General features: G+C 54.8%; 18 protein-coding genes. 12 read left to right on the plus strand and 6 right to left on the minus strand.

The genetic code is table 11. The features are described from left to right. Positions 1-269 precede the first annotated feature (269 nt). Positions 270-1,619 carry an Hsp70 family protein gene (locus VAE55_RS17545; RefSeq protein WP_322817016.1) on the minus strand — a complete coding sequence of 450 codons (1,350 nt, stop codon included), beginning with the start codon at positions 1,617-1,619 and terminating at the stop codon, positions 270-272. 442 nt (positions 1,620-2,061) lie between these two features. On the opposite strand from VAE55_RS17545, the gene VAE55_RS17550 reads away from it, so the two are divergent. Next, complete coding sequence (locus tag VAE55_RS17550) at positions 2,062-3,342, plus strand: sugar ABC transporter substrate-binding protein (RefSeq protein ID WP_322817017.1); 1,281 nt, start codon at positions 2,062-2,064, stop codon at positions 3,340-3,342. A 599-nt stretch (positions 3,343-3,941) separates the two neighbouring features. Then, positions 3,942-4,310, plus strand: a complete 369-nt coding sequence (locus VAE55_RS17555) for a roadblock/LC7 domain-containing protein (protein WP_012256185.1) — start codon at positions 3,942-3,944, stop codon at positions 4,308-4,310. Between the two features lie 811 nt (positions 4,311-5,121). Here VAE55_RS17555 and VAE55_RS17560 read toward each other — a convergent pair. The 4 genes from VAE55_RS17560 to VAE55_RS17575 form a co-directional block, all read right to left on the minus strand. Next, entirely contained in the window at positions 5,122-5,265 is a 144-nt protein-coding gene (locus tag VAE55_RS17560; protein WP_322817018.1) for a hypothetical protein, read from the minus strand. 1,583 nt (positions 5,266-6,848) lie between these two features. After that, positions 6,849-7,796, minus strand: a complete 948-nt coding sequence (locus VAE55_RS17565; protein WP_322817019.1) for a TIGR00266 family protein — start codon at positions 7,794-7,796, stop codon at positions 6,849-6,851. Positions 7,797-7,875: 79 nt separating this feature from the next. Further along, positions 7,876-9,210, minus strand: coding sequence for a transcription termination factor Rho (gene rho, locus VAE55_RS17570; protein WP_322817039.1), 1,335 nt, complete (start codon positions 9,208-9,210; stop codon positions 7,876-7,878). A 784-nt stretch (positions 9,211-9,994) separates the two neighbouring features. Further along, positions 9,995-10,516, minus strand: a complete 522-nt coding sequence (locus VAE55_RS17575) for an adenine phosphoribosyltransferase (protein WP_012256182.1) — start codon at positions 10,514-10,516, stop codon at positions 9,995-9,997. Positions 10,517-11,159: 643 nt separating this feature from the next. Here VAE55_RS17575 and VAE55_RS17580 point away from each other — a divergent pair. The 10 genes from VAE55_RS17580 to pstB all read left to right on the plus strand — a co-directional run bounded on the left by VAE55_RS17580 (position 11,160) and on the right by pstB (position 24,781). Then, complete coding sequence (locus tag VAE55_RS17580) at positions 11,160-12,092, plus strand: ABC transporter ATP-binding protein (protein WP_322817020.1); 933 nt, start codon at positions 11,160-11,162, stop codon at positions 12,090-12,092. Positions 12,093-12,381: 289 nt separating this feature from the next. Beyond that, complete coding sequence (locus VAE55_RS17585) at positions 12,382-13,176, plus strand: ABC transporter permease subunit (RefSeq protein ID WP_322817021.1); 795 nt, start codon at positions 12,382-12,384, stop codon at positions 13,174-13,176. A 250-nt stretch (positions 13,177-13,426) separates the two neighbouring features. Then, the gene (locus tag VAE55_RS17590) at positions 13,427-15,406 is read left to right on the plus strand and encodes a GAF domain-containing protein (protein WP_322817022.1); all 1,980 of its coding nucleotides are present in this window, start codon (positions 13,427-13,429) and stop codon (positions 15,404-15,406) included. Between the two features lie 29 nt (positions 15,407-15,435). Next, positions 15,436-16,395: a TerC family protein gene (locus VAE55_RS17595; protein WP_322817023.1), complete on the plus strand. Its 960-nt coding sequence runs from the start codon at positions 15,436-15,438 to the stop codon at positions 16,393-16,395. An 18-nt stretch (positions 16,396-16,413) separates the two neighbouring features. After that, positions 16,414-18,333: a peptidoglycan recognition family protein gene (locus tag VAE55_RS17600; RefSeq protein WP_322817024.1), complete on the plus strand. Its 1,920-nt coding sequence runs from the start codon at positions 16,414-16,416 to the stop codon at positions 18,331-18,333. A 71-nt stretch (positions 18,334-18,404) separates the two neighbouring features. Continuing rightward, complete coding sequence (locus VAE55_RS17605) at positions 18,405-20,342, plus strand: choice-of-anchor Q domain-containing protein (protein ID WP_322817025.1); 1,938 nt, start codon at positions 18,405-18,407, stop codon at positions 20,340-20,342. 548 nt (positions 20,343-20,890) lie between these two features. Continuing rightward, positions 20,891-22,003: a PstS family phosphate ABC transporter substrate-binding protein gene (locus tag VAE55_RS17610; protein ID WP_322817026.1), complete on the plus strand. Its 1,113-nt coding sequence runs from the start codon at positions 20,891-20,893 to the stop codon at positions 22,001-22,003. A gap of 110 nt (positions 22,004-22,113) precedes the next feature. Further along, positions 22,114-23,028 (plus strand): phosphate ABC transporter permease subunit PstC, encoded by a 915-nt coding sequence (pstC, locus tag VAE55_RS17615; protein WP_322817027.1) that lies wholly within the window; start codon positions 22,114-22,116, stop codon positions 23,026-23,028. Continuing rightward, positions 23,028-23,963: a phosphate ABC transporter permease PstA gene (gene pstA, locus VAE55_RS17620; RefSeq protein ID WP_322817028.1), complete on the plus strand. Its 936-nt coding sequence runs from the start codon at positions 23,028-23,030 to the stop codon at positions 23,961-23,963. Before pstC ends, pstA begins: the two co-directional genes overlap by 1 nt. A gap of 17 nt (positions 23,964-23,980) precedes the next feature. After that, positions 23,981-24,781, plus strand: a complete 801-nt coding sequence (pstB, locus tag VAE55_RS17625; RefSeq protein WP_322817029.1) for a phosphate ABC transporter ATP-binding protein PstB — start codon at positions 23,981-23,983, stop codon at positions 24,779-24,781. Positions 24,782-25,214: 433 nt separating this feature from the next. Here pstB and VAE55_RS17630 read toward each other — a convergent pair whose 3' ends face one another. Continuing rightward, the gene (locus VAE55_RS17630) at positions 25,215-26,318 is read right to left on the minus strand and encodes an E3 binding domain-containing protein (RefSeq protein WP_322817030.1); all 1,104 of its coding nucleotides are present in this window, start codon (positions 26,316-26,318) and stop codon (positions 25,215-25,217) included. Positions 26,319-26,332: the final 14 nt, after the last annotated feature.

Here is a 26,332-nt window from a genome sequence, read left to right on the forward strand (position 1 = left end):
CGCACCGAAGCGCGGTAGAACGGTGCCATCCACGTGTCGCCAATATGGAGTGCGGCAGCCATGCTGCCGCACCTACCGCCCTGACTGCCCCCAAGCGGTGGAGTGCGCCAGCCCAGCGGCCACTAAGAGTGCAATGTGTCACAACTGCATCAAAACCCTCCTGGGGATGATCTGGTAGCAGCGTTCGTGGTGTGTGTTTACCAGACAGACTGCTACCCACGGCGCGTAACAACTTACCGCAAGGGGGTGAAAAGTGACCGAGAGTACCATCACCCGGTTACCGCGTCATATTCGCTCGCCTTCAATGCCAGCCCTGCCGCAACACTGGTGAACACATCGATCTCCTGCAACTTCTCGGCGCCGAATTTCTCGCTCAGCATACGCACGAAACGCGGGACACGTGAGCTACCACCGGTGCGGAGAACGACATCAATCTGTTCTGGGCGCAGGCCGGCAGTTTTCAGAGCGCGATCAATACACGCCTCAACCGCCCGCACATCAGGGCCGATCAGACGCTCGAAGTCCCAGCGCGGAATCTCATCGCGTACCTTGATCTCACTCATATCAAGTTCAAACGTTGCTCGATCAGCCTGCGACAACGCTACTTTGGTGCGCTCAACCGCTTCGTACATCGGCAACCCATAGTTTTTGCGTACCAGAGTACGTAATGCCTGCAACTCGCGTGGCCGATCACTAATCGCCACCGCTTCATCAATAATCGCCAGATATTTAGGTTGGGTGAGATCGATGATCGTTTGCCATTCACTGAGGTGTTCCAAGACGTGATTGGGAAACGGTAAGCGTCGTGCTCCCAGCGTGGCGCCCTCGCCGAAATGACGTAACAGCCGCCCCATCACAATCCGGCGGTCGAGCAAATCACCACCGACCGGCACACCATCGGTGGCCAGGAACGAAGGCCGGCCCCGTTCATCAAGCTCCATAATCGTGATGTCAAGGGTACCACCACCAAAATCGAACACCAGCACGCGCTGGTCCCGTTGGTTTGTGCGCGCATACGAGAGTGCCGCTGCGGTTGGTTCTTCCAGAAAACTGAAGGATTGCAAGCCGGCCAGCCGACATGCGGCCTGCATGCGCTCAAAAGCCAGCGCATTACTGGCCGGATCGCTGGCGTAATGCACCGGTCGGCCAATTACCAGGTGACTGATCGGAGCGCCAAGCTGTTGCTCGATCCGCTCGATGATCATGCGTAAGACCAGTGCAATCAACTCTTCCAGCGTATAGTAGACGCCAAACACATTTGTCTTCTGGAAGCTACGATCACGGAGATGACTCTTCAACGACTGAAACAGTCGTCCTGGGGCATTGGCGTCAACCTTTACGTATAATGCCTGCATTACTGTACCGCTTTCGGCAAAGGTCAGTTCGGCATCGCCGATGTACCGCCAGACGTATTCAATCTCGCGCCCAACATTCCCTTCGGTGAAGCGATTGATCGCCTCACGTCCGATGAACGGTACGCCTTCGCGGGTGATGAAGAGCGTCGAGCGGAGAATTGCCGGTTGTGTATTCACCGGATCGAGATCGATCAAACGCAACCGCTGACCATCATACACCGCTGCGCTTGAGTTAGTCGTGCCGAAGTCAAGCCCGACGCGCATTGTTGTACCTCCCTGATCGTGATGACTAAAATTTCAGACTAACCGGCAACATCGATTTTGTCAATCAGTCTTTCGATGGAAAGTAGACAGGCGACGCTGGCCGATAAGTCTGCCAGGTGGTCGATCAAGTTCGCCTACCTTATCTGGCGTTCAGTTAATAGCAGCGGTTTCCAGATGTGCTGCGGGAGATGTGTTGTTAGTAGTATTGGAATCGTCATAAAATCCTGCCCTGCGATGCTTCCTTGTCTGCGATTCTATCTTCACCTTGCATCACACCGACCAGGTGAAGACAGGTCTGGCGCGTAAGTTGCTATCGACATCCCTGGTACGTTGACCGTTCAATACTGGTTGGGATCCCCACGGGGCATCTTCATCTGTGCCCCGGCTACATGTGATGCATCCTGCTATAATGAAGAAGCCCGACTGATACAGCGAGGAAGTTGTGCACCATCAGTCCTGGTTCTATCGTCTACTACTGCTTGGCGCATTGATGCTGACTGCCTGTTCCGTGCTACCGTCTACTGCGCCGGTAAGGACCTCCGATCGCGTAGTCCTGCGTCTGTGGCACGCCTGGCCGGCAGCCGATAGCCGTGTCTTACAATCGCTAGTGGATCAGTTTAACCAGACCCATCCTGAATCGCAGATTGTGATCCAATCCCGTCCGGCAGTGTCACTCCCCTCTGATGTGGCAACCACTATCAGCGAAGGTGGCGGTCCGCACCTGGTCATTGTGCAGAGTCACATGCTCGGTATGCTCGTCCAGACCGGCGTGTTGCGCTCGCTCGACGATATGCTCTCAAACAGTGAGGTAAATAGCCTGCTACCCGCTGCGGTTGGGGCTGCTCAGGTCTCCGTCTCTGGTCAGCCCGTTCTGTTTGGGGTGCCAATTACGTTTGATACCCTCGCCCTCTATTACAACCGGGCCAACGTGTTGCAACCACCGTCCAGTACCGAAGAAATGCTCCTTACCGCCCGCGCACTCACGAACCGTAATCAGACACCACCAGTCTGGGGATTGGCCTACAATCTGTCACTGGATCGAACCATTGGCTATCTCTACGCCTTCGGCGGCAGGGTATTCGATGAAAATGGCGCTGTTGTCCTGGGAAGCAGTGGTCGCGCTGGTACCGAACGCTGGTTAACCTGGTTAAGCCAGCTTTACCGCGATGAACAGTTGCTGGCGACGCTCGACGGCGTGCTAGTTGATCGAGCATTACAGGCCCGCGAAGCCATCATGACTATCGATTGGGCACACGCTCAGGCTGAGTACCGGGCAATCTGGAATGATCAACTTGGGGTAACACCGCTGCCGGTCTTGAGTGCCGAAGATCGAGTTCCTCAACCGTATGTACAGGCTGATGTGATCGCACTCAATGCTCGCCTTGACAATCAGGCTGAGCAAGCGGCTGCCCAGGCCTTCATTCGCTTTATGATCGATGTCAATAGCCAGCAGGCACTGCTGGCGGCTGGCCGCCAGCCTACCCAACTTGCACTCCAGCTCAGTGATAACGACCTCGCCGATAGCGTCCAACTGGCCGCCGCCCGTACCTTTCGTCTTCAGGCGCAGAATGGCTTGCCGATGCCTGCCGATCGCGTGGCTCACGAGATAGTCTGGACAACCCTGGTTGAGATGCAGCTCAATGCTGTACGCGGCTTACTGACACCTGAACAGGCTGTGACACTGGCCGATGAATTCCTGCGTAGTCGATTGGCTTCACCCTGAGATGGCGTGCGTCCAAAAGCGCTAATACGGCCCAATCCACGGAAGCTATCGCATCATCGAAAAGGTAGACACGGAGTAATGACGCGCCGGATGGGAAAGCGTTGTTGATGCTCAGTCGCGCTCAATCCAGGCTGCATGTCGTACCGATCACCTGTTGGCTTCGAGACGATGTCTGTTCTTGCCTTGATTATCCGACCTGTCGTGAGATGATGGCTGGAAAACGCTTGCCTGTTGTGATGTTTCATGGTATCCTACTGCCATGAATCGGGGTTGTCAGGCACGTATAAAGCGAGAATAGAGTACCGCGTTCTCAGTGCTCTGCATCTGACCGGGTTTGTTGCTGGGCAAACCGCCGTATGTAGAGAACGGTATCGGAACCTCGTACCAAAAGTGTACATATGACGGCCTGATAATCACCAAACCTGACGACAATCCTGTAAGAAGTCGGTAAACCTAGTTGCCGTGCGTGAGAAGATGTAGTAGAATAAGCGACGTGTAGGCCGTCGTGATGTTAGTTCTGCACTTATTAGCTAATTGTTCAGGCCCACACGGTTTCGTTCCTGTCCCGAACTGGCTGACGGCCTCTAAGGAGGATATGAATGGCAAGCAGAACCGAAGAGATGGTGCGGCATCTAAAGGCCCTATCGATGAACACGCCCGACATTGAGGCCTCCGCCGTGGTAAGCGTCGACGGCCTCATCATGGCTTCGGCGCTGCCGGCAGATGTCGAAGAAGATCGTGTCTCGGCGATGAGCGCGGCAATGCTCTCGCTGGGTGAGCGAATCGCAAGCGAGCTGCGGCGCGGGCAACTCGATCAGGTCTTTGTGCGTGGGGAAGATGGCTACGTTATCCTGATGGCAATTGGTGAGGAAGCAGTGTTGACTGCGCTGGCGCAGAGCCGGGCCAAGCTGGGTCTGGTCTTCCTTGATATGCGGCGCACGGCGAACGAGCTGGTCAATCTCGTCTAGCCATTGCTCGCTCAGCCAGCCCGGGAAGATGCTCATGCAGCCCGCTTACTGGCGGGCTGTTTGTGTCTTGTTAGCCGCTACGACTGCTCGTCGTAGATGACAGTCCGGGTATGAGCGGTAGTCAGGCACCACTTGATGATGGACGCGGGGTAAGGTGCGGAAGTGATGCTTCTGTACGATTACCCTTATGCTGTTTTCTTGTATCTCTCGCTGTTATAGCACGCTATCCACTGTCACCCTCACCCTGTCCCTCGAACACTCCATCGTGGTGCGTAAGCGCTGGTATCGCCCTGGGAGTGCGAGCCTCCGACTCGCCCACCATCGTGGTATCGCCCTGGGAGTATATTGCCATCCTGAACTAACTCGCGACAGCGGAAATCATCCTGCACCGCCAATCCCTGCCCCCAGCCTATGCATTACCCATAACTCGAAAACTGCATTGCCCGCGTGCCGGAGCGGGCAGGGGCGTGATGACGGGCGTGCTTCCCAGCCGGGAGCTGGGAGCGCGTGCCGGAGGTGCGCATGGTGCCGGTACCATATTGCCCGCGTGCCGGAGCGGGGCGGGGACGTGATGACGGGCGTGCTCCCCAGCCGGGAGCTGGGAGCGTGCGCCGGAGGCGCACATGGTGCCGGTACCATTACTGGAGGGAGGAGCCAGGCGCAAGCTCCCGCCCCTGGCGGCATTCACGGACGGCCAGGACAGATGATCGATCACAACCTCTACCCTATCAGGAAGCCCTGGATCACACGTCTGCCCTCCCTTCTCCCGCCCTCTACGCATTACCCACAACTGGTATCAATCACGTGCGTATCAGCGGGTATAACCGCTATGGGTGCTGTTGTGGGCGACTGACGCGGTGGCAGTGCGCCGCTCCAGCCGTGCCGGCACGTGCTGGATGGATTGCTGTACCCGCTCGTTATGTGCGTGTCGTGCGGTGTGGAGTACGGCAGCCATACTGCCGCGCCAGCCGTGCTCACGATCCGGCGCGTGGCATACCGTTCCCCATCCTGGTCACGGAGGTGCTGGATGTACTCGTGCCGATCATCGAGTTGGTCCGGCATGCATGCGATCTCTGCGGGTAGACGTTATGTTGCACCAGGTTCGTGCCTGCGCACCAGCGGCTACGGCCAGCCCCTGCCGGCGGTGGCGAGGATGCCTCCACGCAGGCTGGAAGCCCGCGCCACGGGGAGCGCGTGCAGTCTGCCTGACGCAGCGCGACATGTGGGTAATGCATAGCCCAGCGGGGGCGGACCAGGGAGAGGGCGTGTTTCAATCGCATCCGAGAGCAAAGAAAGCCCGACACACTCCTCATCACCCCGCACGCCGTACTGCGCGTGAATGTCTTGAACCGGTGTTCATGTATCTGTCATTTTAAATCTAGTGGAATGCGATGCGGCAGTGTTGTGGTAATAACGAGACGTGTTCATGTATCTGTCATTTTAAATCTAGAACTTATTTCATAAAAGCTGTACTGTCAGCTACTCGACCATTACACAGGTGCATGGACGCTTGCCAATGACTAATGATAGTTTGTCCTGCGTCCAGGCTGCCGCTATGTAAAGCGAGGCAGGCTAACGACCATCGCCAGTGCCCTCGCTCGTTGGATGGGGTGCCTTACCCGCCTGTCATGCGCGTGACGCAGCGTTTGGAGTGCGGCAGCCATGCTGCCGCACCAGCCGTGCTCACGATACGGTGCATAGCATGCCGTTGCTCCGGCTGGTTACGTGGACCCAGGGTGTTCTCTCACGATCCTTGAGTCGCTCGGCAATGAGGGAGATAACTTCTAGTAGATGTTTTTTGAAATAGGTTCTAGTGGAATGGCGTTCATAACCCGTGATCCGACGATCACCCCGGCGCTGAACCTGAGTGGCGTTTCCGCTGTGCACGCGGTGGGATCACGTTTCGGAGAGGATACGTTTTCCAGACCGGATTGCTCGTGGCTCACCCTGGAGTGCGGCAACTATGCTGCCGCGCCAGCCGTGCTTCGTGTCAGGCGCATGTCACGCGGTGTACCCTGCTGGTCACGGGGATGCTGTGTGGGCATGTCACGATCATTCAGTAGTTGCCACCTACGCGGTGAGCAGGTCATGGGGTCTGGCAGCTAGGATGAACAGCACGACGTTGCACTCAAAACCGTGTGGCGTAACTGCATGAACAATGTGGGTAGCAACCGTTTCCCATCGACGCGCTACCTCACGCCTTAAGGTGGCAACTCAGGTTATGCCCATCCTCATGTGTCCTCCGTGTCTCTGTGGTGACAGAGGTAGCAACTTGGGTTAAGATGACTTCTAGTCGGAATTTGACATAAGATGATTTGCCGGCGACCTATGCATCAGCACAGTACCCGACAACAGTGAGTGAGATCATATCTTATTGCCCCGGGCTCGTTGCCTGATGGCATATGTGCACAACCGACACTAACGTTTCCGCATCCCCCTCAACACGTGCATCTCCAGTTGCCTTGCGCACTGCCCAAAACAACGGGAGGAGTATCAACCCGATACTCCTCCCGTTGCGCTCACGAGCCGCTACTATCATCAATCGTTTGTGAAGAGACTACCGAGATTGATCCCACCGCCACTGCTGGAACTGCTCGTTGTCGGCATGTATTGAGCCAGTTTCTTCGCCAGATTCATCGCCGGCATGGTCTGGAGCCAGACCCGACCCGGCCCGCGTAGTGTCGTGAGGAATAGACCCTCGCCACCGAAGAGAATATTCTTGAACCCGCGTACCATCTCGACATCGAAGTTGATCGTTGGCTCATACATCGCCACGTGACCGGTATCTACCTTGAGCATCTGGTTGGCTTCGAGCGTATATTCAACGACCTCACCATCCAGTTCGACGAACGCCAGCCCTGGCCCGGTCAGCTTTTGCATGATAAAACCTTCACCACCGAAGAACCCTGCACCGAGCTTGCGCCGGAAGTGAATATCGAGGGTGACACTCCGTTCAGCGCACATAAACGCATCTTTCTGGCAGATCATCGTCTGGCCCGGTGCCAGATTCAGTGGCACAATTTTGCCCGGCAGCTCTGCCGAAAAACCGATGATGCCCGGCCCTCCCTGTGGCGTAAAGTTGACCATAAAGATCGACTCACCAGAGAATATGCGCTTAAATGCACCACCCAGGCCGCCTTCCATATTTGTCTGCATCTGCACGTTGGCGCTCATCCAGCTCATGCCGCCGCGCTCTGAGAAGACCGTTTGTCCGGCGGGAACTTCAAGCACAACGGCCTGCATCGTCGTGCCAATGATTTTGTAACGCAAGCCGTTTGCTCCGACACCGGTACCGGCAATAGTTGGTTCAGGGAGATCGAGTCGTTCACCGGGACGATTATCGTACACATCAGCCATACTGACCGACTCACCTGATGGCGGGATAAATGGAGACGGCGCTGTGGCTGCTGGAGTCAGGCGAGCTCCACAATTCGTACAAAAGCGAGCGTTTGGAGCTACCGGAGCGCCGCACTGTAGACAATTCATAACCGAGACCTCCTGTTACTAGATGTATCATACTAGGCGCAATACTGTACGTACATCAGTGCACCAAAGTTGCATCAGCCTAACTCTTACTAAGGGTCTGTAAAAACTCGGCATTCGATTTGGTTTTCGCCATCCGGGTCAGCATCAGTTCGGTACCTTCATTCTCGCCGAGCATGCTCACCATTCGCCGCAACGTCCATACCTGGCGTAACGTGTCAGAGCTGAGCAGGAGATCCTCGCGGCGTGTGCCGGAGCGCTGAATATCAATCGCCGGGAAGATGCGTTTTTCAGCCAGTTTCCGGTCAAGGTGGAGTTCCATGTTGCCGGTGCCCTTAAATTCTTCGTAGATCACATCGTCCATGCGTGATCCGGTATCGATCAGACAGGTGGCGATAATCGTCAGCGAGCCACCATTTTCAATGTTGCGGGCAGCACCAAAAAAGCGTTTTGGTGGATACAGGGCAACCGGGTCAATACCTCCAGACAGTGTTCGCCCACTTGGTGGCATTGCGACATTGTACGCTCGGGCCAGACGGGTAATCGAGTCCATCAAAATGACCACATCGTGTCCAATTTCTACCAGGCGTTTCGCCCGCTCCAGCGTCATCTCGGCCACTTTGGTGTGATTTTCGACCGGCTCATCAAATGTCGAAGAGATCACCTCGCCACGCACAGAACGGCGCATATCGGTGACTTCTTCCGGGCGCTCACCAATCAACAAGACCATCAGAATAATGTCAGGATAGTTGGTCGTGATGCCGTTGGCAATTGCCTTCAACAGCATCGTCTTTCCCGCTTTGGGAGGAGAAACGATTAAGCCTCGCTGACCACGACCGATTGGGGCAATCAGATCGACCAGACGGGTATGCAAGAGATTTGGTTCAGTTTCTAACTTAATCTGTTCGTTGGGAAAAATGGGTGTCAGTTGATCAAAAAATGGTCGTTTGCGGGCAGTTTCCGGGTCCTGATCATTAATCTTTTCAACCCGCAACAATGAATAATAGCGCTCACTCTCTTTCGGCGGACGAATTTGCCCCCAAATCCGATCTCCAATGCGTAGGGCAAAGCGACGAATCTGCGATTGTGAGACATAGACATCTTCTGGACTGGGTAGCATCCGATTACCTCGTAAGAAACCGAAACCTTCTGCCATAATGTCCAGGATGCCATCACTGTATATCGTGCTGAACTCGATGGAAGTTCGGTCAACGGTTGTTGTTTCTATCGGATTGAGATCTGGTAACGCTGGAGGCTCGGTAACTGTTATCGTCTGCGTTTGCGTTGCCGTTTGCGCTTGAATGAGTTTATCGATCAGCTCGCGTTTTTTCAATGAGCTGATCCCTGAAATGTCAAGTTTACGCGCCATTTCGCGTAAATCGGCGAGAGTTTTTGTTTCAAGCTCAGCAACTGTCATCACGATACATGCTCCTTGAAGTCAATGAGATATAAAGTAGACCCTGTATCTGGCAGTGAATGGTGTTCATCTGTCGTGTCGTCATCTCAGGGGCGACAGATGAAAAATAGCAACGCAACATATTTTTGCACGATGTGATGAAACCTGTAAGTTGTGCTCAAATGCGCAGATGTTTGTCTGGTAGTGCCAGAACGGCTATGCAACACAGGGGAGTTCTCTTCGATAGCGCTGACAGCACCGTTCTATCAGGACGCTGCACTTGTATTGTGTTCGGGATTTAGCGATAGTATAACACAAATGTCAAGATCAAGGCAAGTAGCGCTGGAACTATCTGATGTGTTCTGAAGCTACCTCTGTCATGATCTATATCTATCGGCCCAAAATCGATGCCAGGCTGGCAATGACTTGTATCAATCCAGATCAGAACGTATCTTGTGGATCTGTGCCATCTTTCAGCACAACCGAAAAGAAGAGAGCATCGGTATCGTCCATTCACGGATCAGGCACATGCCGGATGAGTCATCGTTCACGCTCACTGATGTATACGTTGCGTTGTTGGGGTGCGGAAGCCCGGCTTCCACACCCGTTATTCTCTCCACCGGTCGCGTGTTGCATCAGTCACTCTGCCGATCTCGAATCTGGCTTGTCAATGCAGAGCTTGGAGTTCGGCAGCCACGCTACCGCACCAGCCGTGCTTCGTGCCAGGCGCGTGTCCCACCGTTCACCCTGCTGGTCACGGGGATGCTGTGTGCTCTCGCATGTTGTCTGTCAGATGAGATACCTTCTAAAACTGGATCAGCGAGAAGACCGGTCGTTCACGCAGCCGCTCACGACCATTGAGAAATGTCAGCTCAATCACAAATGCCAGTTCGGCAACCTGTCCACCTGCCATTTCAATCAGATCACAGGCTGCGGCAATTGTGCCGCCGGTCGCCAGTAGATCATCAATCACCAGCACACGCGCACCGGGCTGGAAGGCGTCGCGGTGAATCTCTAGCCGGTTTGTGCCATATTCAAGCTGATACTCGATCTGATACGTGGCAGCCGGTAGTTTACCCGGTTTGCGAATCGGCACCAACCCTACCCCCAGCCGGTAGGCCAGTGGCGCACTAAAGATGAACCCCCGTGACTCGATCCCGACTACCGCATCAATCTGCTGATTTTGGTAGCGTTCGTGCAGACGATCAATAACCTCACTAAATGCCTGACCGTTGCCGATCAACGTGGTAATATCTTTAAACTGAATACCGGGTATTGGAAAGTCGGGAATGTTCCGGATCAGACTGGCCAGATCTTGCCGCGTCATACGCCCTCCATTGTTACGCAAATAGTCAGTACACTCGCTATTATAGAGAATCTGCTCTTGCCTGTGTACAGTAGTATGTGTATTCGATCACAAGTCAAGTGGTAGCGTGCGTCTCTATCCATACGTATCATACACGTATTCGATACGCGAAGTGTGATTTGTCTGCTCCTTAAAAGCAAGCATCCTTATAGCTTTTACATGATGCTGATCCGCTATCGTATCGAGAACTTATTTCATAAAAGGTTATGCTATCGTGCCGCACCATCGCACAGGCTCATGAACACTTGCCAATCACCAACGGCAGTATATCTTGCTCCCGGCACACCAGCATGAAAGCGAGGAGGCTGACGACCATCGCCAATACCATCAACTCGCTATGCGCGTGTCGCAGCCATGCTGCCGCACCAGCCGTGCTCACGACCCGGCGCGTGGCACAAGGCTTACTTCAAAGTGTGGTTTTGCGGTATAATGAGCCGCACCAGCCGTGCTCACGACCCGGCGCGTGGCACGCTGTTGATCATGCTGGTCACTGGAATGCTGTGTGTGCTCGTCACGATCATTAAATTAATGAGGTAACTTCGAGTGCTGTTGCCTGGCGTAGTACAATGTACAGGTAACCGACCGTTCTGTTGTGGATACACCAATGAATGCCATCGAATGTTACCAGCTTACTCGTCGCTTTCAAACCATAACCGCCGTCGATAACCTTGACCTGATGGTTCCCGCAGGAACGATCTTTGGGTTTCTTGGCCCCAACGGTGCTGGCAAAACGACCACGGTTCGGATGCTCTGTGCGCTGATCGCCCCCTCATCTGGCAGTGCGCGGGTGGCCGGTTTTGATGTTCAGACCGAGGCTGATTCGGTACGGGCCAATACCGGGATTCTGACTGAGACCCCTGCCCTTTACGACACGCTGAGCGCACTTGAGAATCTGACTTTTTTTGCTCGCCTGTATGGTCTTTCGGCGACACAGGCCTCAGAACGGGCTGCACACTATTTGCGCCTTTTTGAGTTGTGGGAACGGCGTAATGATCCGGTCGGTGGCTTTTCCAAGGGCATGCGTCAGAAACTGGCCATTGCCCGCGCTTTGTTACACGATCCGGCAGTCCTCTTTCTCGATGAGCCGACCTCTGGTCTCGATCCGGCAGCCTCCCGTTCAGTTCGTGACGTGATCAGGAGTCTGCGGGCCAGTGGGCGCACGATCTTTCTCACTACCCATAACCTGGCCGAAGCCGACGAGTTGTGCGATCTCATTGGGGTGTTTCGTACTCGTCTCATCTCCCTTGACACCCCGGCAAATCTGCGTACACGCTTGTTTGGGCGGAGTGTACGGGTGGTACTGGTCGGCCCGGCTGCACCACTGGCTCCACTGGTACAACAGTTGTCGTTTGTCATGAACGTAACAGTCGATAATGAACGTGCGTTGCTGGTACAATTGACCGACCCTGAAAAGGATAATCCGGTCCTGGTGCGGGCGTTGGTTGCTGCCGGAGCTGATGTTTGCTACATCGAGCCATTTACCCCTTCTCTCGAAGCCGTGTATCTGGAGTTGATCCAGGAGCCGGTCGCCGGGTAGAGGCTGGTATATCTGGTGGTTGCAGGTTCATGCGACAAAACTGTTTCGATTGACAACTCGAGAGGATGTGAAGCTCATATCATACATACCTGCTGGATTGGCTATCATTCACGTGCAGCGATGTATGTGTCGCATGGTTTGAAGTGCGGAAGTCGTGCTTGATCATCTGCCGTGCCCGCTGTCGGTTGCGTGTCGCACGCTGACCGTGCTGGTTACGGGTACGACGTGCGTTATCGTCACGATCTTTGGTCCTGTCAATTCTCATATACCCTTCTCCAGGGAGATGATTATGCTGCGTTGGGAACCGATCAAGGTGATTATTGCCAAAGAGTGGCTGGAGCTGCGGCGGTCGCGAGGATTGCTCTTAGGTATGCTGTTGCCCCCCATCTTTCTGCCACTGCTTGTCCTTGGTCTCATCTTTGCGATGGGGCTGGTAAGCGATTCAGATATCGCCGACATTCCGGCTGTGGCTGTTGATCCGGCGCTGGCCAATCTGGGGTTGAAGGCGCTGGCTCATGTTATCTCCGGGCGGCAGTTTTCGATCCTGTTTCTTCTGTTGCCGATGGTGATTCCGAATGTCCTTGCCTCGTACAGTATCGTTGGCGAAAAGAATCGACGCACCCTCGAACCATTGCTGGCAGCACCAATCAAGGTAAGTGAGCTGTTACTCGGTAAGGTGTTAGCCGCAATTATTCCAGGAATTGTGCTGACCTGGGTATGCGCCATCGTTTTTGCTGTGGGCTTAGCGATTGTTGTCGTCGATCCGCAGGTGCCTGCTCTCGTGCTGCAACCAGGATGGATAGCAACACTTCTTTTATCCAGTCCACTCTTAGCCATCATTTCAGTTGCACTTATAGTGATGATTTCATCACGAGTAAACGATCCACGTAGTGCCCAACAGATTACCGTAGTATTGATTGTGCCGGTGATGCTGCTTTTCTTTGGTCAGATGCTGGGACTTTTTGTGCTGAATGTTGTGGTGGCACTGATCTTCGCTCTGGTATTGGCGCTGATCGCAGCAGGTGTGATCTGGCTGGCAACCAACGTCTTTCAACGGGAAGAGATTCTGACCCGCTGGCGCTAACGCTCTTGCGCAAACGAGTATAATTGTCTCAAAACAAACGAGATTGTGATGACGTGTGCCTGCGCGGATGCGCTCTGCACGGTGCTGATATTCAGATAGGGAAACCGATGATTGCTCACTGCCATTCCACGTTGATCGTCACCCCACGCCAGAAGCCAACCCGAAAAACCCTACCCGGCCAGTAGTCATGCGTAGATTATTCGGGTAGGCTCTCAAGGGGCGGTCTATGAAGGATGCGACGGTCAGATCTATGTATGAGGTGCTTACATCACAACCACCCGATCTGGTTGGTGTACTGCGCGAGACGATCCCATCCATCGGGATGTTGATCGATGCGCTTGAGCAGCAGTCTGACCCGACGCTGCGGCTGAGCCTGTTGCGTCAGATTGGCGCTGAATGGTACGCCTGCGGTGGAATGGCTGAAGTACTGACCGAACTGGGTTTACATCTGGCGGCTCAATTGCCGATGGCGCAGGGTATTGTCGTCAGTGAATTACTGCTGGCGTTTGGTGCGGCCCAGGAAGAGCAGCGCACACGCGAATGGGAGGCTCGTTTAGTTGCACGGGCAACGCAGCTTGATGGTCTGCACCGGATTATTTCGGCGGCCAATTCTACGCTCGACCTTGACACTTCCCTGCAGACGGTAGTCGAAACTGTTGCGCAGGTGATGAATGTTGAAGCCTGCTCGATCTACCTCTACGATAAGCATCGCGATGATCTGGTACTGCGGGCAACCCACGGTTTGAACCGGGCTGCCATTGGTCAGGTGGTGGCCCGGCTTGGCGAAGGAGTTACCGGTTGGGCGGCCCAACTGGGTTATCCGGTGGCAGTGAGTGATGTCTACAAAGACCCGCGCTATCATCGCGAACCCCAGCTCGGTGAAGATATGTTTCGCTCGATGCTGGCCGTGCCGATTGTGCTCTTCTCGGCGGAACGGTTTCAGTTCAGCGCCGACAAATTGCAAGGCGTGATTAATGTGCAGACAATCGCACCCCGCGAGTTCACGCAAGAGGAGATTTCTTTCGTTGAGACGGCTGCCGGTGAGCTAGCCTTCTTCATCGCGAATGCCCAGCTCTATCAGCAGACCGATGAGCGGTTGCACCAGAAATTGCGTGAATTGACCACCCTGCAACAGGTGTCAAAACTGATTGCCGAGCAGATCGGCCTCCATGATGTGCTCAATCTGATTGTCGAGAAGGCTGTTCACCTCTCAAAAGTGGATCGGGCTGCTATCTTTCAGATGGGGGAAGATGGTCAGCTCAAGCTGGTTGCCAGTTATGGTGGTGAAGGCGATGGCGTGCGCGATCTGGTTATTCAGACGGTACGCGATGGTCGCCCTCTAGCAGTTATGAATGCTTACCAGGATGCCCGGTTTCCGCAGTTGCCGGCAGTGGCACGGGCAGAGAATTTTCATTCCCTCTTTTGCATGCCGTTGCGTGCGCGTGGCCGCACCATCGGCGGTATTTGTCTCTACCGTCGTGAACCGCATCTGTTTGATTATGAACAGGTACGGCTGCTCAATACCTTTGCCGATGAAGCGGCCATCGCGATTGAAAACGCACGCCTCTATGAAGAGAGTTTGCGCGCTTTGCGGATCAAGTCTGCTTTGTTGCAAGAGATGCATCACCGCGTACGCAACAATCTGCAAACCATTGCGGCATTGCTGTCAATGCAACTGCGACGGCTCGATCCGGCCAGCCCCGGTGCGAAGGCGTTACGCGAGAGTGCAGCGCGTATTCAGGCCATTGCTGCTATTCATAACCTGCTCTCGCGCGACGATATTGGGGTGACAACCGTTGGCGCAGTGGCGCGCCAGGTGATTGAGAGTGTGCAAAGTACCCTCTTCGAGAGCGATATTCGGGTCGATTTTGTTATTCTCGGTGATGAGGTGCGCATCGGTTCGCGTGATGCAACCGTGCTGGCACTGGTGATTAATGAGCTGGTTGATAATGCCTTGACCCACGGCCTGGCCGTTGAAGGTGGACGGATTGAGGTTGAAGCTGTGCTTGAACACGGTCAGGTGCTGGTCGAGCTGCGCGATGATGGCCCTCGTCATCCGCCACCGCCGTCGCGCCACAGTAGCGGATTGGGATTGCAAATTATTGAAACACTGGTCAATAGTGACCTGAATGGCTCGTTTTCATTAATTCGCGATGAAGAAGCCGGTTGGATGCGGGCCCGTATTCGCTTTCCACAGCGCATCATTGATGAAGATCGTATTGAAGTCTAAGTATACTGCATGACATTTCTGGAGGGATTGTGGACATCACACTTTGGGCATGGATCGGTTTCCATGCAATCGTTTTTCTGGTTTTGGCCCTTGATCTGGGAGTTTTCCATCGGCGTTCGCATAAAGTCTCGATCCGTGAAGCCGGTTTGTGGACACTGGTCTGGATAACGCTATCGCTGGTTTTCAATGGCATTATCTGGCTGTGGCGTGGCCCGGAAGATGGTTTGAATTTTTTGACCGGTTATCTGGTTGAATATTCGTTGAGTGTTGATAATATCTTTGTCTTTGTGCTGCTGTTTAGCTATTTTCGCGTACCGGCCCAGTATCAACATCGGGTACTCTTCTGGGGTATTCTCGGCGCATTGATCATGCGCGGGATGATGATTCTGTTAGGCTCAGCACTGGTCGAGCAATTTGAGGGGATTCTCTACCTGTTTGGTGCCTTCCTCCTGGTGACAGGGGTACGCCTGATCTTCCAGGATGATGAGCCTGAAGTAGACCCGCAACGTAATCTGCTGGTACGGCTGGCCCGTCGTTTGCTGCCGATTACGCCCGATATGCGCGGTGATCGGTTTTTTGTGCGCGAAGCGGATCGCTTTAGTGCAACACCCCTCTTCCTGGTGTTGCTCATTGTTGAGAGTACCGATTTGCTGTTCGCAGTCGACTCCATCCCGGCCATTTTTGGCATCACCCACGATCCATTTATCGTCTATACCTCGAATATCTGCGCTATTCTCGGCTTGCGTTCGTTGTATTTTCTGCTGGCCGGAGTGATGGAGTCGTTCTACTACCTGCGCTTCGGTCTTGCCATTATTCTGTCGTTTATCGGTGTCAAGATGCTCACTCCTCTAGTCACCGGCTGGTTCCTCGGCGGTCATGGCGTTCATATTCCGACGACCATCTCATTGGGGGTGATTGTTGTCACATTGCTGGTATCTGTGGTGGCATCACTGATTCGGTCGCGTCGTCTGGCCAGCGCAACCGATTAATCTGGAAGGAACAACACTATGACCGATTTTCCCACCGAAGGCTCGCCACCGTTTATCAATCGGATGCTGACGATTGCCGAATGGCGCGAATACGTTGCCAGTTACGATTTTGGCAAGCTGACACCAACCCGTCTGGTGCTACACCATACCTACCGACCGGATGAAACCTCATGGCGCGGCCTGACCACCATGCGCGGGATACAGAAGTTCTACGCCGGCAAAGGCTGGACAGCCGGCCCCCACATTTTTGCTGCTCCTGATGGTATCTGGCTGGCGACCCCGATGTCGCAGATCGGCATTCACGCCGGTGCCGGCAATGGCTCACTCGCCAAAGGCTGGTATTCCATCGGCCTGGAGATGGTCGGTTATTTCGACAAGGTCTTGCCATCCGGGAAGGTGTGGGAGCATTCGCTGGCCGTCATGGGGGAATTGTCACGCCGGTTGAAGATTCCACCGCGACAGTTGATCTCGTTTCACCGCGACTACACCAATCAAAAGAGCTGTCCCGGCTGGGCAGTAACCAAAGAGTGGGTATGGTCGCAGGTTGAAGCCTATCTGAATAACTCGACACCCCCGACCATACCACCCGGCCAAATCGGTACACCCACACCTGACGATGAACGCTTGATCGAAGCTCTTCTCGAAGAGGGGTACAAACATAAGACCAATGGCCAGGGCTACAATGCCGATTGGGCGTTTCACGCCTATGCGCTCGAACACCAGCTTGGTATGCCGATGGGGCCGAGCGCACGGCTCACGGTGGCCGGTAAAGTGTATAATTATCAGCCCTTTGCCCGTGACACACTCTATTGCGAGGTGCCGAATTGGGGTGATGTCAAGACCCTGAGTGAGTTACTGGGTGGCAGTATTCCACCGAGCGGTCTGGGGCGCGCCTTGCTTGATACCACCTATCAGGCCGGTGGTTCGCCGTTTCGACCGGATTGGGCCTTTCATCAATACGCCGTTGCCCGTCGCCTGGGGCCGCCGGTCGGCAAGAGCGCACAGATTACCGTTGACGGGAAACAGTATGCGTATCAGGCATTTGCCGTTGATACCCTCTACAACCTCGTTCCCAACTGGAGCGATGTCCGTCAGTTGAGCCAGATCGGAACTGCCACCGATCCGGCGACGGTCAAGCTGCGCGATGCCCTCCTCACCGAAACCTTCAAACAGGCCGGGACGACCTATCGTCCCGATTGGGCATTTCATCAACTGGCCCGCAAGTGGGCGATTGGTGTTCCGCTCGCCAATAGCTACCAGATCACCCTTGATAAGACGACGTATGCACTTCAGCCCTTCGCGCTCGATGTTCTGTACAACGTAGTGCCGAATTGGTCTGATGTGAAACGATTGAGTGACCTGGCGCGTCAGCATGGGATGCCGGTGTTAGGGATGGCTATGGCAGCTATGCCGTCTGTGTCGGCAGAGCATCTGACCCCGCCTGACGATGGCGGTTTTAGCATTACGCAGGTGACACCGCCGGCTATGGCTTTCGGCGAGCGTCATGGCGAGCGTGTAAGTATGGTCGTGCTGCACGCTGTACCTGGTGCAGTGGCTGAAACAATTGCTGCGATGACCGACTTCAACGCCCGCTTTGCAACCCACTACCTGATTGGCCTTGACGGTCGTATCTACCGCCTGATTGATGAAGCCAAAGCGGCATGGCATGCCGGATTCGCCACCGGTGGCGGCGTCCGGTATAACCTGAACCGCATCAGTATCGGTATTGCACTGGAACGCCCGGCTGGTTGGCCGGCAACCCGTGATGCCGGTGATACGGATGCGCAGATTCGTGCATTGCGCTGGTTGTTGCGCCGGCTTGATACTCGTTACCGCCTCTCACCCGATGCGATTGTGCTCTGGACGAGTCTGGCCGGTAGTGATGACGAGGCATTAAGTGGATTGCCGCTTGGTGCGTTGCGCGAAGCGTTATCCTGATCGTTCATTCTGAAGCGTAAACTGTCTGGCGAGGAGCTGATCGTACCCGCGTTACCCTTCACCGAGGCGCTATGAACCTTCATCGCTGGCTGCACCTTGCGAGTTTGCTGTTCGCTATGGTCGGATTTCTCTGGCCGTCTATCCCGGTACAGGCTGCGCCAAAGGTGGTCGGTACCGGTACACCGGCCAGTTGCACGGCTACCGCACTGGTGAACGCAGTGACCGGCGGTGGCGACGTTAGCTTTAATTGCGGTCCAAATCCGCATACCATTGCTCTTACCTCGCCACTGATCATCAATGCGCCCCAGACCCTGATCGATGGCGGTGGATTAATCACGTTGCAGGGTAGTGGTGGGCGGATTATTGACCATTTCACGTATGGGAATATTGGCCCTAGCCGCCTTGAACTGCGAAATCTGACGATCACCGGTGGCCGGACCAGCGGTGGTGGTACCGATCAATCGGCGGTTAATGGCAGTGGTGGTGCGATTCGTAGTTATTTTGCAGCAGCCAATTCAGCTTTTACTCCCACATTGGTCATAGATCGAGTGATCTTTCGCGACAATCAAACCACCCTGACCGCAGTCCCTCCAGGCAGAGATGCGTATGACTACGGCGGTGGTGCGATCTACAGTCGTGGTGGTGCGGTTATTGTCACCAATAGCTGGTTTGAAAACAATTACGCCAACAATGGGGCCGGTGGTGCGATCCATTTGTTGCAGAGCAGTCTATCAGTTGAAGATAGCGTCTTTCTGCGCAATACCGCCATTGGAGGGCGTCCGCAAGACAGTCTTGGTGGTGCGATTTCGGCCGATGGATTGGGCGGGCCGGATCGCCGTTTACGTATCGTCCGTTGTCTCTTCGAGCAGAACCAGGCGTACAATTCGGGCGGAGCCATTCACGCTAATCTGTACGAAGACAGTAGCCGCCTGGAGGTGATCGATAGTTCATTCATCGCCAATGCTGTAGTTGGCGGCCATCGTGCGCAGGGCGGAGCTATCGGCGGTGGAGGTACGGCTATTGGTGCTCGTACCGGTAATCCTGAGATCATGATCAGTGGCAGTCTGTTCTATGCCAATCGTGCCCGACGCACACCGGGTTCTGACGGTAATCCACGTGAAGATGGTTCCGGTGGTGCGATTGCTTTCCCGCAGCAGGTTCGTCTACACATTGTCAATTCGACCTTCGTTGCCAATCGCGCTGAAGGAACCGGTTTCAATGCAAATGGTGGGGCACTGTACGTATTGAATAATCGCCCTGAGCCATTCGTCATCGAATCTAGCACGTTTGCCGAAAACTATGCCGGCTGGACCGGTGGGGCAATCAGTCATTCGGGGAATGGCAGTGTCAGTAATAGCCTGTTTGCCTACAACACGGCCGGGAACGGTGGCAATGGCTGGAACATTCAGCAGCATTGCTCACGCGAATTTACCCACGATGGCCGTAGCCTGCAATACCCACCCCGTCTCACCGGGGCGAGTTTCTGGAACGATGTCACCTGCTTTGCCGGCAAGAGCGCACCATCTCAGACGGGCGATAGCCAGTTTCGCGATCCACTGCTCAGGCCGTTGGCGGCATATGGTGGATTGACGATGACAATGGCCATTCCTGCTGATAGCCCGGCCCGTGATGCCGGTAGCGGTTGCCCGCCAACCGATCAACGAGGAGTCGCTCGCCCGCAACTAAACGCCTGCGATCTCGGCGCATTTGAATTGCAGCTATTTCTGGTTGCGACCCCTTCGCTATTAGCCCGCAATCAATTACCGCCACCGCTCGTGCTGCATGGTGTTGACTTCTCCAATACTACCCAGGCATTTATCGATGGTCAACCGCGTTCAACCACCTTCCTCGATAGCCAGCGGTTACGGCTCATCCTGACGATAACTGATGTGGCTGATCTCGGCCCGCTGACAGTCACCCTCAGTGGCCCAGGCAGTGCAGTGGGGAGCACGCAGGTGCAGGTTGTTGAAGCAGTCTACAGTATCTACGTGCCGCAGATTAGTCGCTGATCCAGTCATCTCAAGACTGGTGTAGTGGACGTCATAACTATTGCCTGGGAGCGTGCGCCTCCGGTGCGCTTGCCACAACTTGCGACCGCGCAAGCCATCCTGCCCTGCGACTCCCGCCCCCAGCGGGGGCGGGTGGGGGCGTGTCGCAGACCATTGCGATATCCTACGCTAGCGAGGATAATCTCCCCGATAGGCTTGCCCGTGGCGCAGAGTAATGACTCTTCAGCACGGATCTCACGCCGAAACGACGTACATTGTTGAGTGAAATGTTACATAACAAACCTTGCCACAGATTACACCTTACACTGTTATTCAATCGATTCGCCGACTCGCGTTGCATCCCTCGAACGTTCACCTGTATTTAATACTAGCTTAACAATTCAATGATGCTGTCTTAAACCGGCGCGTGTATTGTATCGCTGCAAGCGTTGCTCTCTGCATTCTACAGAGTGGCGCACCCTGAAGTGCCAGTAGCCAGGCAATGTCAAGTCTTGGCCTTCGCTTGCGCTTGCAGATTGCAGACAGTAGTTGAAGGAGAGACACTCACTATGGTAAGAAACCCGAAACGATGGATCTACGGCCTCATGCTGATGGCTCTGATCGTACCGCTCATTGCTGCCTGTGGTCCGCAGCCGGCAGCCCAACCGACTGCGACACCGGCAGCCCAACCGACTGCGACACCGGCAGCCCAGCCCACCGCAGCTCCAGCACCGGCCACTGTGCCTGCCTCTGAGCTGGCTTCACTAAGTGGCGACATCATTATTGACGGTTCATCAACGGTGTATCCGCCGACCGCTGCTGCTGCCGAGGAATTCTCGCGGCTGGCACCGAATGTGCGGGTAAGCGTGGGCATTTCGGGCACCGGTGGCGGGTTCAAGAAGTTCTGCAACGGCGAGACGGACATCTCGAACGCCTCACGTCCGATCCGCGAGGAGGAGCAGGCGATCTGTGCGCAGAACGGGATCGAGTTCATCGAGCTGCCGGTGGCGTATGACGGTCTGTCGGTGGTGGTCAATCCGCAGAACGACTGGGCTACCTGTTTGACCGTGGCCGAGCTGAAGAAGGTTTGGGAGCCAGAGGCTCAGGGTGTAATCACGAACTGGAACCAGATTCGGAGCGATTTCCCAAATCGACCACTAGTGTTGCTAGGTGCTGGCACCGACTCGGGCACCTTCGACTACTTCACCGAGGCGATCAACGGCAAGGCCAAGGCAAGCCGTGGTGACTATCAGGCCACCGAAGATGACAACGTGACGATTACCGGTGTGAATGGTGACCTGAACGCGATGGGCTATCTCGGCTACGCCTACGTAGTAGAGAACCAGGGCAAGGTGAAGCCGATTGCGGTTGACAACGGCAACGGTTGTGTGGAACCGAGCTTCGAGACGATTGCCAACGGTACCTATCAGCCGCTGTCACGCCCATTGTTCATCTACGTGCGCAAAGAGGCTGCTGAGCGGCCAGAGGTACAGGCGTTTGTCAACTTCTACCTCAGCCCAGAGTTCACCCCAATCATTCAGACCTCGCAGGTCGGTTACGTGAAGCTGTCGGACGAGCTGTATGCCGCGATTGCCAGGCGCTTCAACGACCGCGTGCTGGGCACAATGGTCAAACCGGGTGAGGAAGTCGGTCTGACCCTGGATCGCTACTTAGGAAAGTAACGTTATAATTATGGCGCGGTATGAGCCAGAGCTTTATGGCGCTTGCTCATACCGCGTCTCTGTGGTAGGCTAGAGAACGAAGAAAATACCATCCATCAAAGGAGGATTGTGTGGCTGCAACTGACCTCCGTAGACAACCAAATCAGGCTCGTGCTATTGGCGAGAAAATCATTCAAATTTTGCTGACTATAGCAGCAACCATCTCTATTCTCACAACTGCTGGAATTGTCTTTTCCCTCCTGTTTGAAACAATTGCCTTCTTCAGTGAAGTCTCTATCATTGAATTTCTTACCGAAACGGAATGGACACCCCTCTTCTCGATCAAGAAGTACGGTATCTGGCCATTAGTGTCGGCAACCGTCCTTACGTCTGCAATTGCGATGCTGCTAGCAGTGCCGCTCGGTCTGGTAGCGGCAATCTTTCTCAGTGAATTTGCCTCAGATCGCATTCGACGCACGGTGAAGCCTCTGCTCGAAATCCTTGCCGGTATACCAACTGTAGTCTACGGCTATTTTGCTCTCACAGTGGTAACACCATTTCTGAAGAACTTCATTCCAACCCTTAGCATCTTTAATTCACTCGGTGCCGGGCTTGTAATGGGAGTCATGCTGATACCGTTTGTCGCTTCATTAAGTGAAGATGCGTTATCGGCAGTACCTAACTCGCTCCGTGAAGCAGCGTATGGACTGGGTTCGACCAAATTTGAAGTTGCCATCCGGGTTGTGACTCCGGCAGCTATTTCGGGGATTGTGGCTTCTGTCGTCCTGGCGTTTTCACGCGCTGTCGGAGAAACAATGATTGTCGCTATTGCTGCCGGGCAAAATCCCCGCTTTACCTTCGATCCAACGGTACCAGTGATGACAATGACCTCATACATCGTCCAGGTTAGTTTAGGTGATACACCGTATGGCTCACTCAGCTACTACACGTTGTATGCGGTTGGTTTTACACTCTTCCTCTTCACCTTCGTGCTCAACATCTTCAGTTATTGGATGGTGCGCAAATTCCGGGAGGTTTACGATTAATGTCCGCACAGGAACAGATTCGAGTGAGTGCTCAGACAGCTGAGCCTATTGTTGATCGGGGTGGTGGTAATCTAAAGTGGCGCCACTTTAAGGGTACATTGTTAACCGTCTTTGGCTGGCTAAGTGTTATCTTCGGCTTGGGTGTTCTGCTCATCTTGATCCTTGACGTGATCAGCAAGTCTACCGGTATTTTTAGCGGTGGTACAAACTGGCTCACCTGGGATTTCTTTAACAACTTTGACTCGCGCTTTCCGCAGCGGGCTGGGGCAAAGGCGGCGATTGTCGGTACCCTGTATACCATCTCCCTGACCATCCTGTTTTCGTTTCCGCTTGGCGTTGCGGCTGCCATCTACCTTGAAGAGTATGCTCATGACAACTGGTTTAGCCGCTTGGTTGAAATCAATGTCAGTAACCTGGCGGCAGTGCCGTCAATCATATATGGTCTGCTCGGTCTGCAAGTCTTTGCCCGCTGGCTGTTGCTTGGTCGTAGTATTCTCACCGGCGCTTTAACATTGGCGTTGCTGGTTGTACCGATTATCATCGTGGCATCGCGCGAATCGATCCGTGCAGTACCGCTGAGCCTACGACAGGCAAGTTATGCACTTGGTGCTACCCGATGGCAGACTGTCTGGTACGTCGTTCTACCGCAATCCATCGGTGGTATTCTTACCGGTAGTATTCTGGCCGTCTCGCGGGCAATTGGCGAAACTGCTCCTCTCATCACCATTGGAGCACTGACCTTCGTTCCATTCTTGCCCCGAAATATCCTAGATATCTTTACCGTTTTGCCGATCCAGATTTTTAACTGGACGTCGCGGCCACAAGATGAATTTCGTGCGTTGGCGTCTGCCGGTATTCTGGTATTGCTGACAATTTTGTTGACAATCAATGCGCTGGCGATCTATCTGCGTAATCGCTATCAGAAGCGCTACTAATCAAGTGAAGGTTAGCAATGACAGTCCACAATTTAGATCAGAACAATCTAAACGCGCTTGAAGCGCGCAATATGAGTGTCTATTACGGCTCATTTCTGGCTGTAAAGAATGTTAATCTTGCGATTGAAAAGAATCGCATTACTGCTTTGATTGGCCCTTCAGGCTGCGGCAAGAGTACGGTGCTGCGTTCTTTCAACCGCATGAACGACCTGGTACCCTCGGCGCGGGTGGAAGGAGAAATCCTGTTCCACGGCGAGAATATCTATGCGCCAGGTGTTGATCCGGTCAATGTACGCCGTCGGATCGGTATGGTCTTCCAGAAACCAAATCCGTTTCCGAAGAGCATCTATGAGAATGTTGCCTATGGCCCGCGTATCAATGGCTGGCGGCTCTCGAAGCGCGAAATGGATGAACTGGTTGAGCGCTCATTGCGCGGCGCTGCTTTATGGGATGAAGTGAAAGATAAGCTGAACCAGAATGGCTTGTCTCTCTCCGGTGGACAGCAACAACGACTCTGTATTGCTCGTGCCCTGGCCGTGGAGCCAGAAGTGATTCTCATGGATGAACCGTGCTCGGCCCTTGATCCTATTTCGACGCTGAAAATCGAGGAATTGATGTTCGAGCTTCGTCAACGCTATACGATTGTCATCGTGACCCACAATATGCAGCAGGCGTCACGCGCATCTGACTATACGGCCTTCTTCCTGATGGATAGTGATCGTGCCGGTCAACTCATCGAGTATGGCCCGACATCACAAATCTTTCAGAACCCGAAGGACGAACGCACCGAGCAGTATATCTCTGGTCGGTTCGGATGATGTTCGTGTGAACAACGGGCCAATGCTAGTAGTATCCTGGGAGCGCGAGCCTCCGGCTCGCCTCACCGGACGCGCAAGCTACCGTTGCCCTGGCACTGCGGTTGTGCATGTCCCACCACGGTGGGCCGGCGCTGGTAGTCCACTGGGAGCGCGAGCCTCCGGCTTGCCTCACCGGACGCGCAAGCTACTGTTGCCCTGGCACTGCGGTTGTGCATGTCCCACCACGGTGGGCCGGCGCTGGTAGTATCCTGATCAAATCCGGTAGCATAGAAGTCACGACACACCAGCCAACGATTACACTGATACTGCACCTGGACGATGCACTGTCGGACGCTAGCGCTGGTATGACAGGAATCGTAGGGGCACGGCATGCCGTGCCCCTACTTCCCTGCGCCTTGTACGCTCCTGCGCCGTGTTCCCCAAACGATGTGCTTCAGGCAATGCCTGATGACACAAGACCGACCTCATCCTCTGGCGGTTCGGCTAGCGGCCTGACACCGAGCCGCCGACAGAGCGCGTTCAGAAATGCCATCGCCGTCGGATGATCAAGCACCCGCGCATCGTAGCAGAGGCTCAGGTGTGCCACTGCCCCGACTGCAATCGTCGTATCACTGAGGGCCACCGGCTTAAGTTGCGCTTCACTCAGCGTCAATGCTGCTACCGTTCCCGGCAAAGGCGGCGTGATCTGCCACCAATCAGCAGTAACGGCAATCGCACAGGTTGCCATACCCAGATCGTGACCCGTTCCGGTCAAGGCGCGGGCAATGCCGCGTTCGTTGAGATCGCCGGCATCGCGAATCAACACCCAGCGGCCATTGGTTAAACCGGCAGCTACGTGATACCGATGGCGCAGTACGATAGCCGTCTCAGTCCAGGCGGCATTAATCAGAGGATGCTCAGGAAAGAGGCCGGCTGCGGCTGCGATCAGAGCGCTCTGCGGGGTCGCTTGCAGGCCATACCTTGCAAACGTCGCGTTCTGCACCCGGCATTGGTGCAACACCGATTGCAGATCAATCGCAATCGTCGCGCTGGCAAGCGGGGCTGGCTGTGCATCAACAATGCGCAGCCTAATGGTCGACGACGTATTCGTACCGACCGTTGCATCTGCTACCGCTCTGGCATGCGCCGTATCTCCTACCACTGCCGGTGGCGGGAGAGAGTCTGATGAGCCGGAAGCTACATCCACAGCTTTAACAACATCGGCACGCATGATGCGACCACCGGGGCCACTTCCGGCGAGAGCCGTCAGATCAACCCCCAACGCAGTTGCCAGCCGGCGGGCTAGAGGTGTCGCCCGTACCCGTGGTGGCGGAGTACAACGGGCCAGTTCGCCCCCTACCGGGATTGTTGCCCCTGCGGCCACCACGTGCTCAGCCACAATTCCTACGTACTGAGCCGGGATAACCCACTCGGTGTGTGCGGTTAAGACACGGGCAAGCGGCGTTGTCGGTGTGACAGACTCGCCAACGGCAACCAGCCATTCCAGTAACGTCGCCTCGCCTAATGCTGGGGGGATGCTGATAGTATGTAGCTGCATCTTCGAGCCTCATC

The organism is Chloroflexus sp., assembly GCF_034432675.1.
In the GTDB taxonomy this organism is placed as follows: Bacteria; Chloroflexota; Chloroflexia; order Chloroflexales; family Chloroflexaceae; genus Chloroflexus.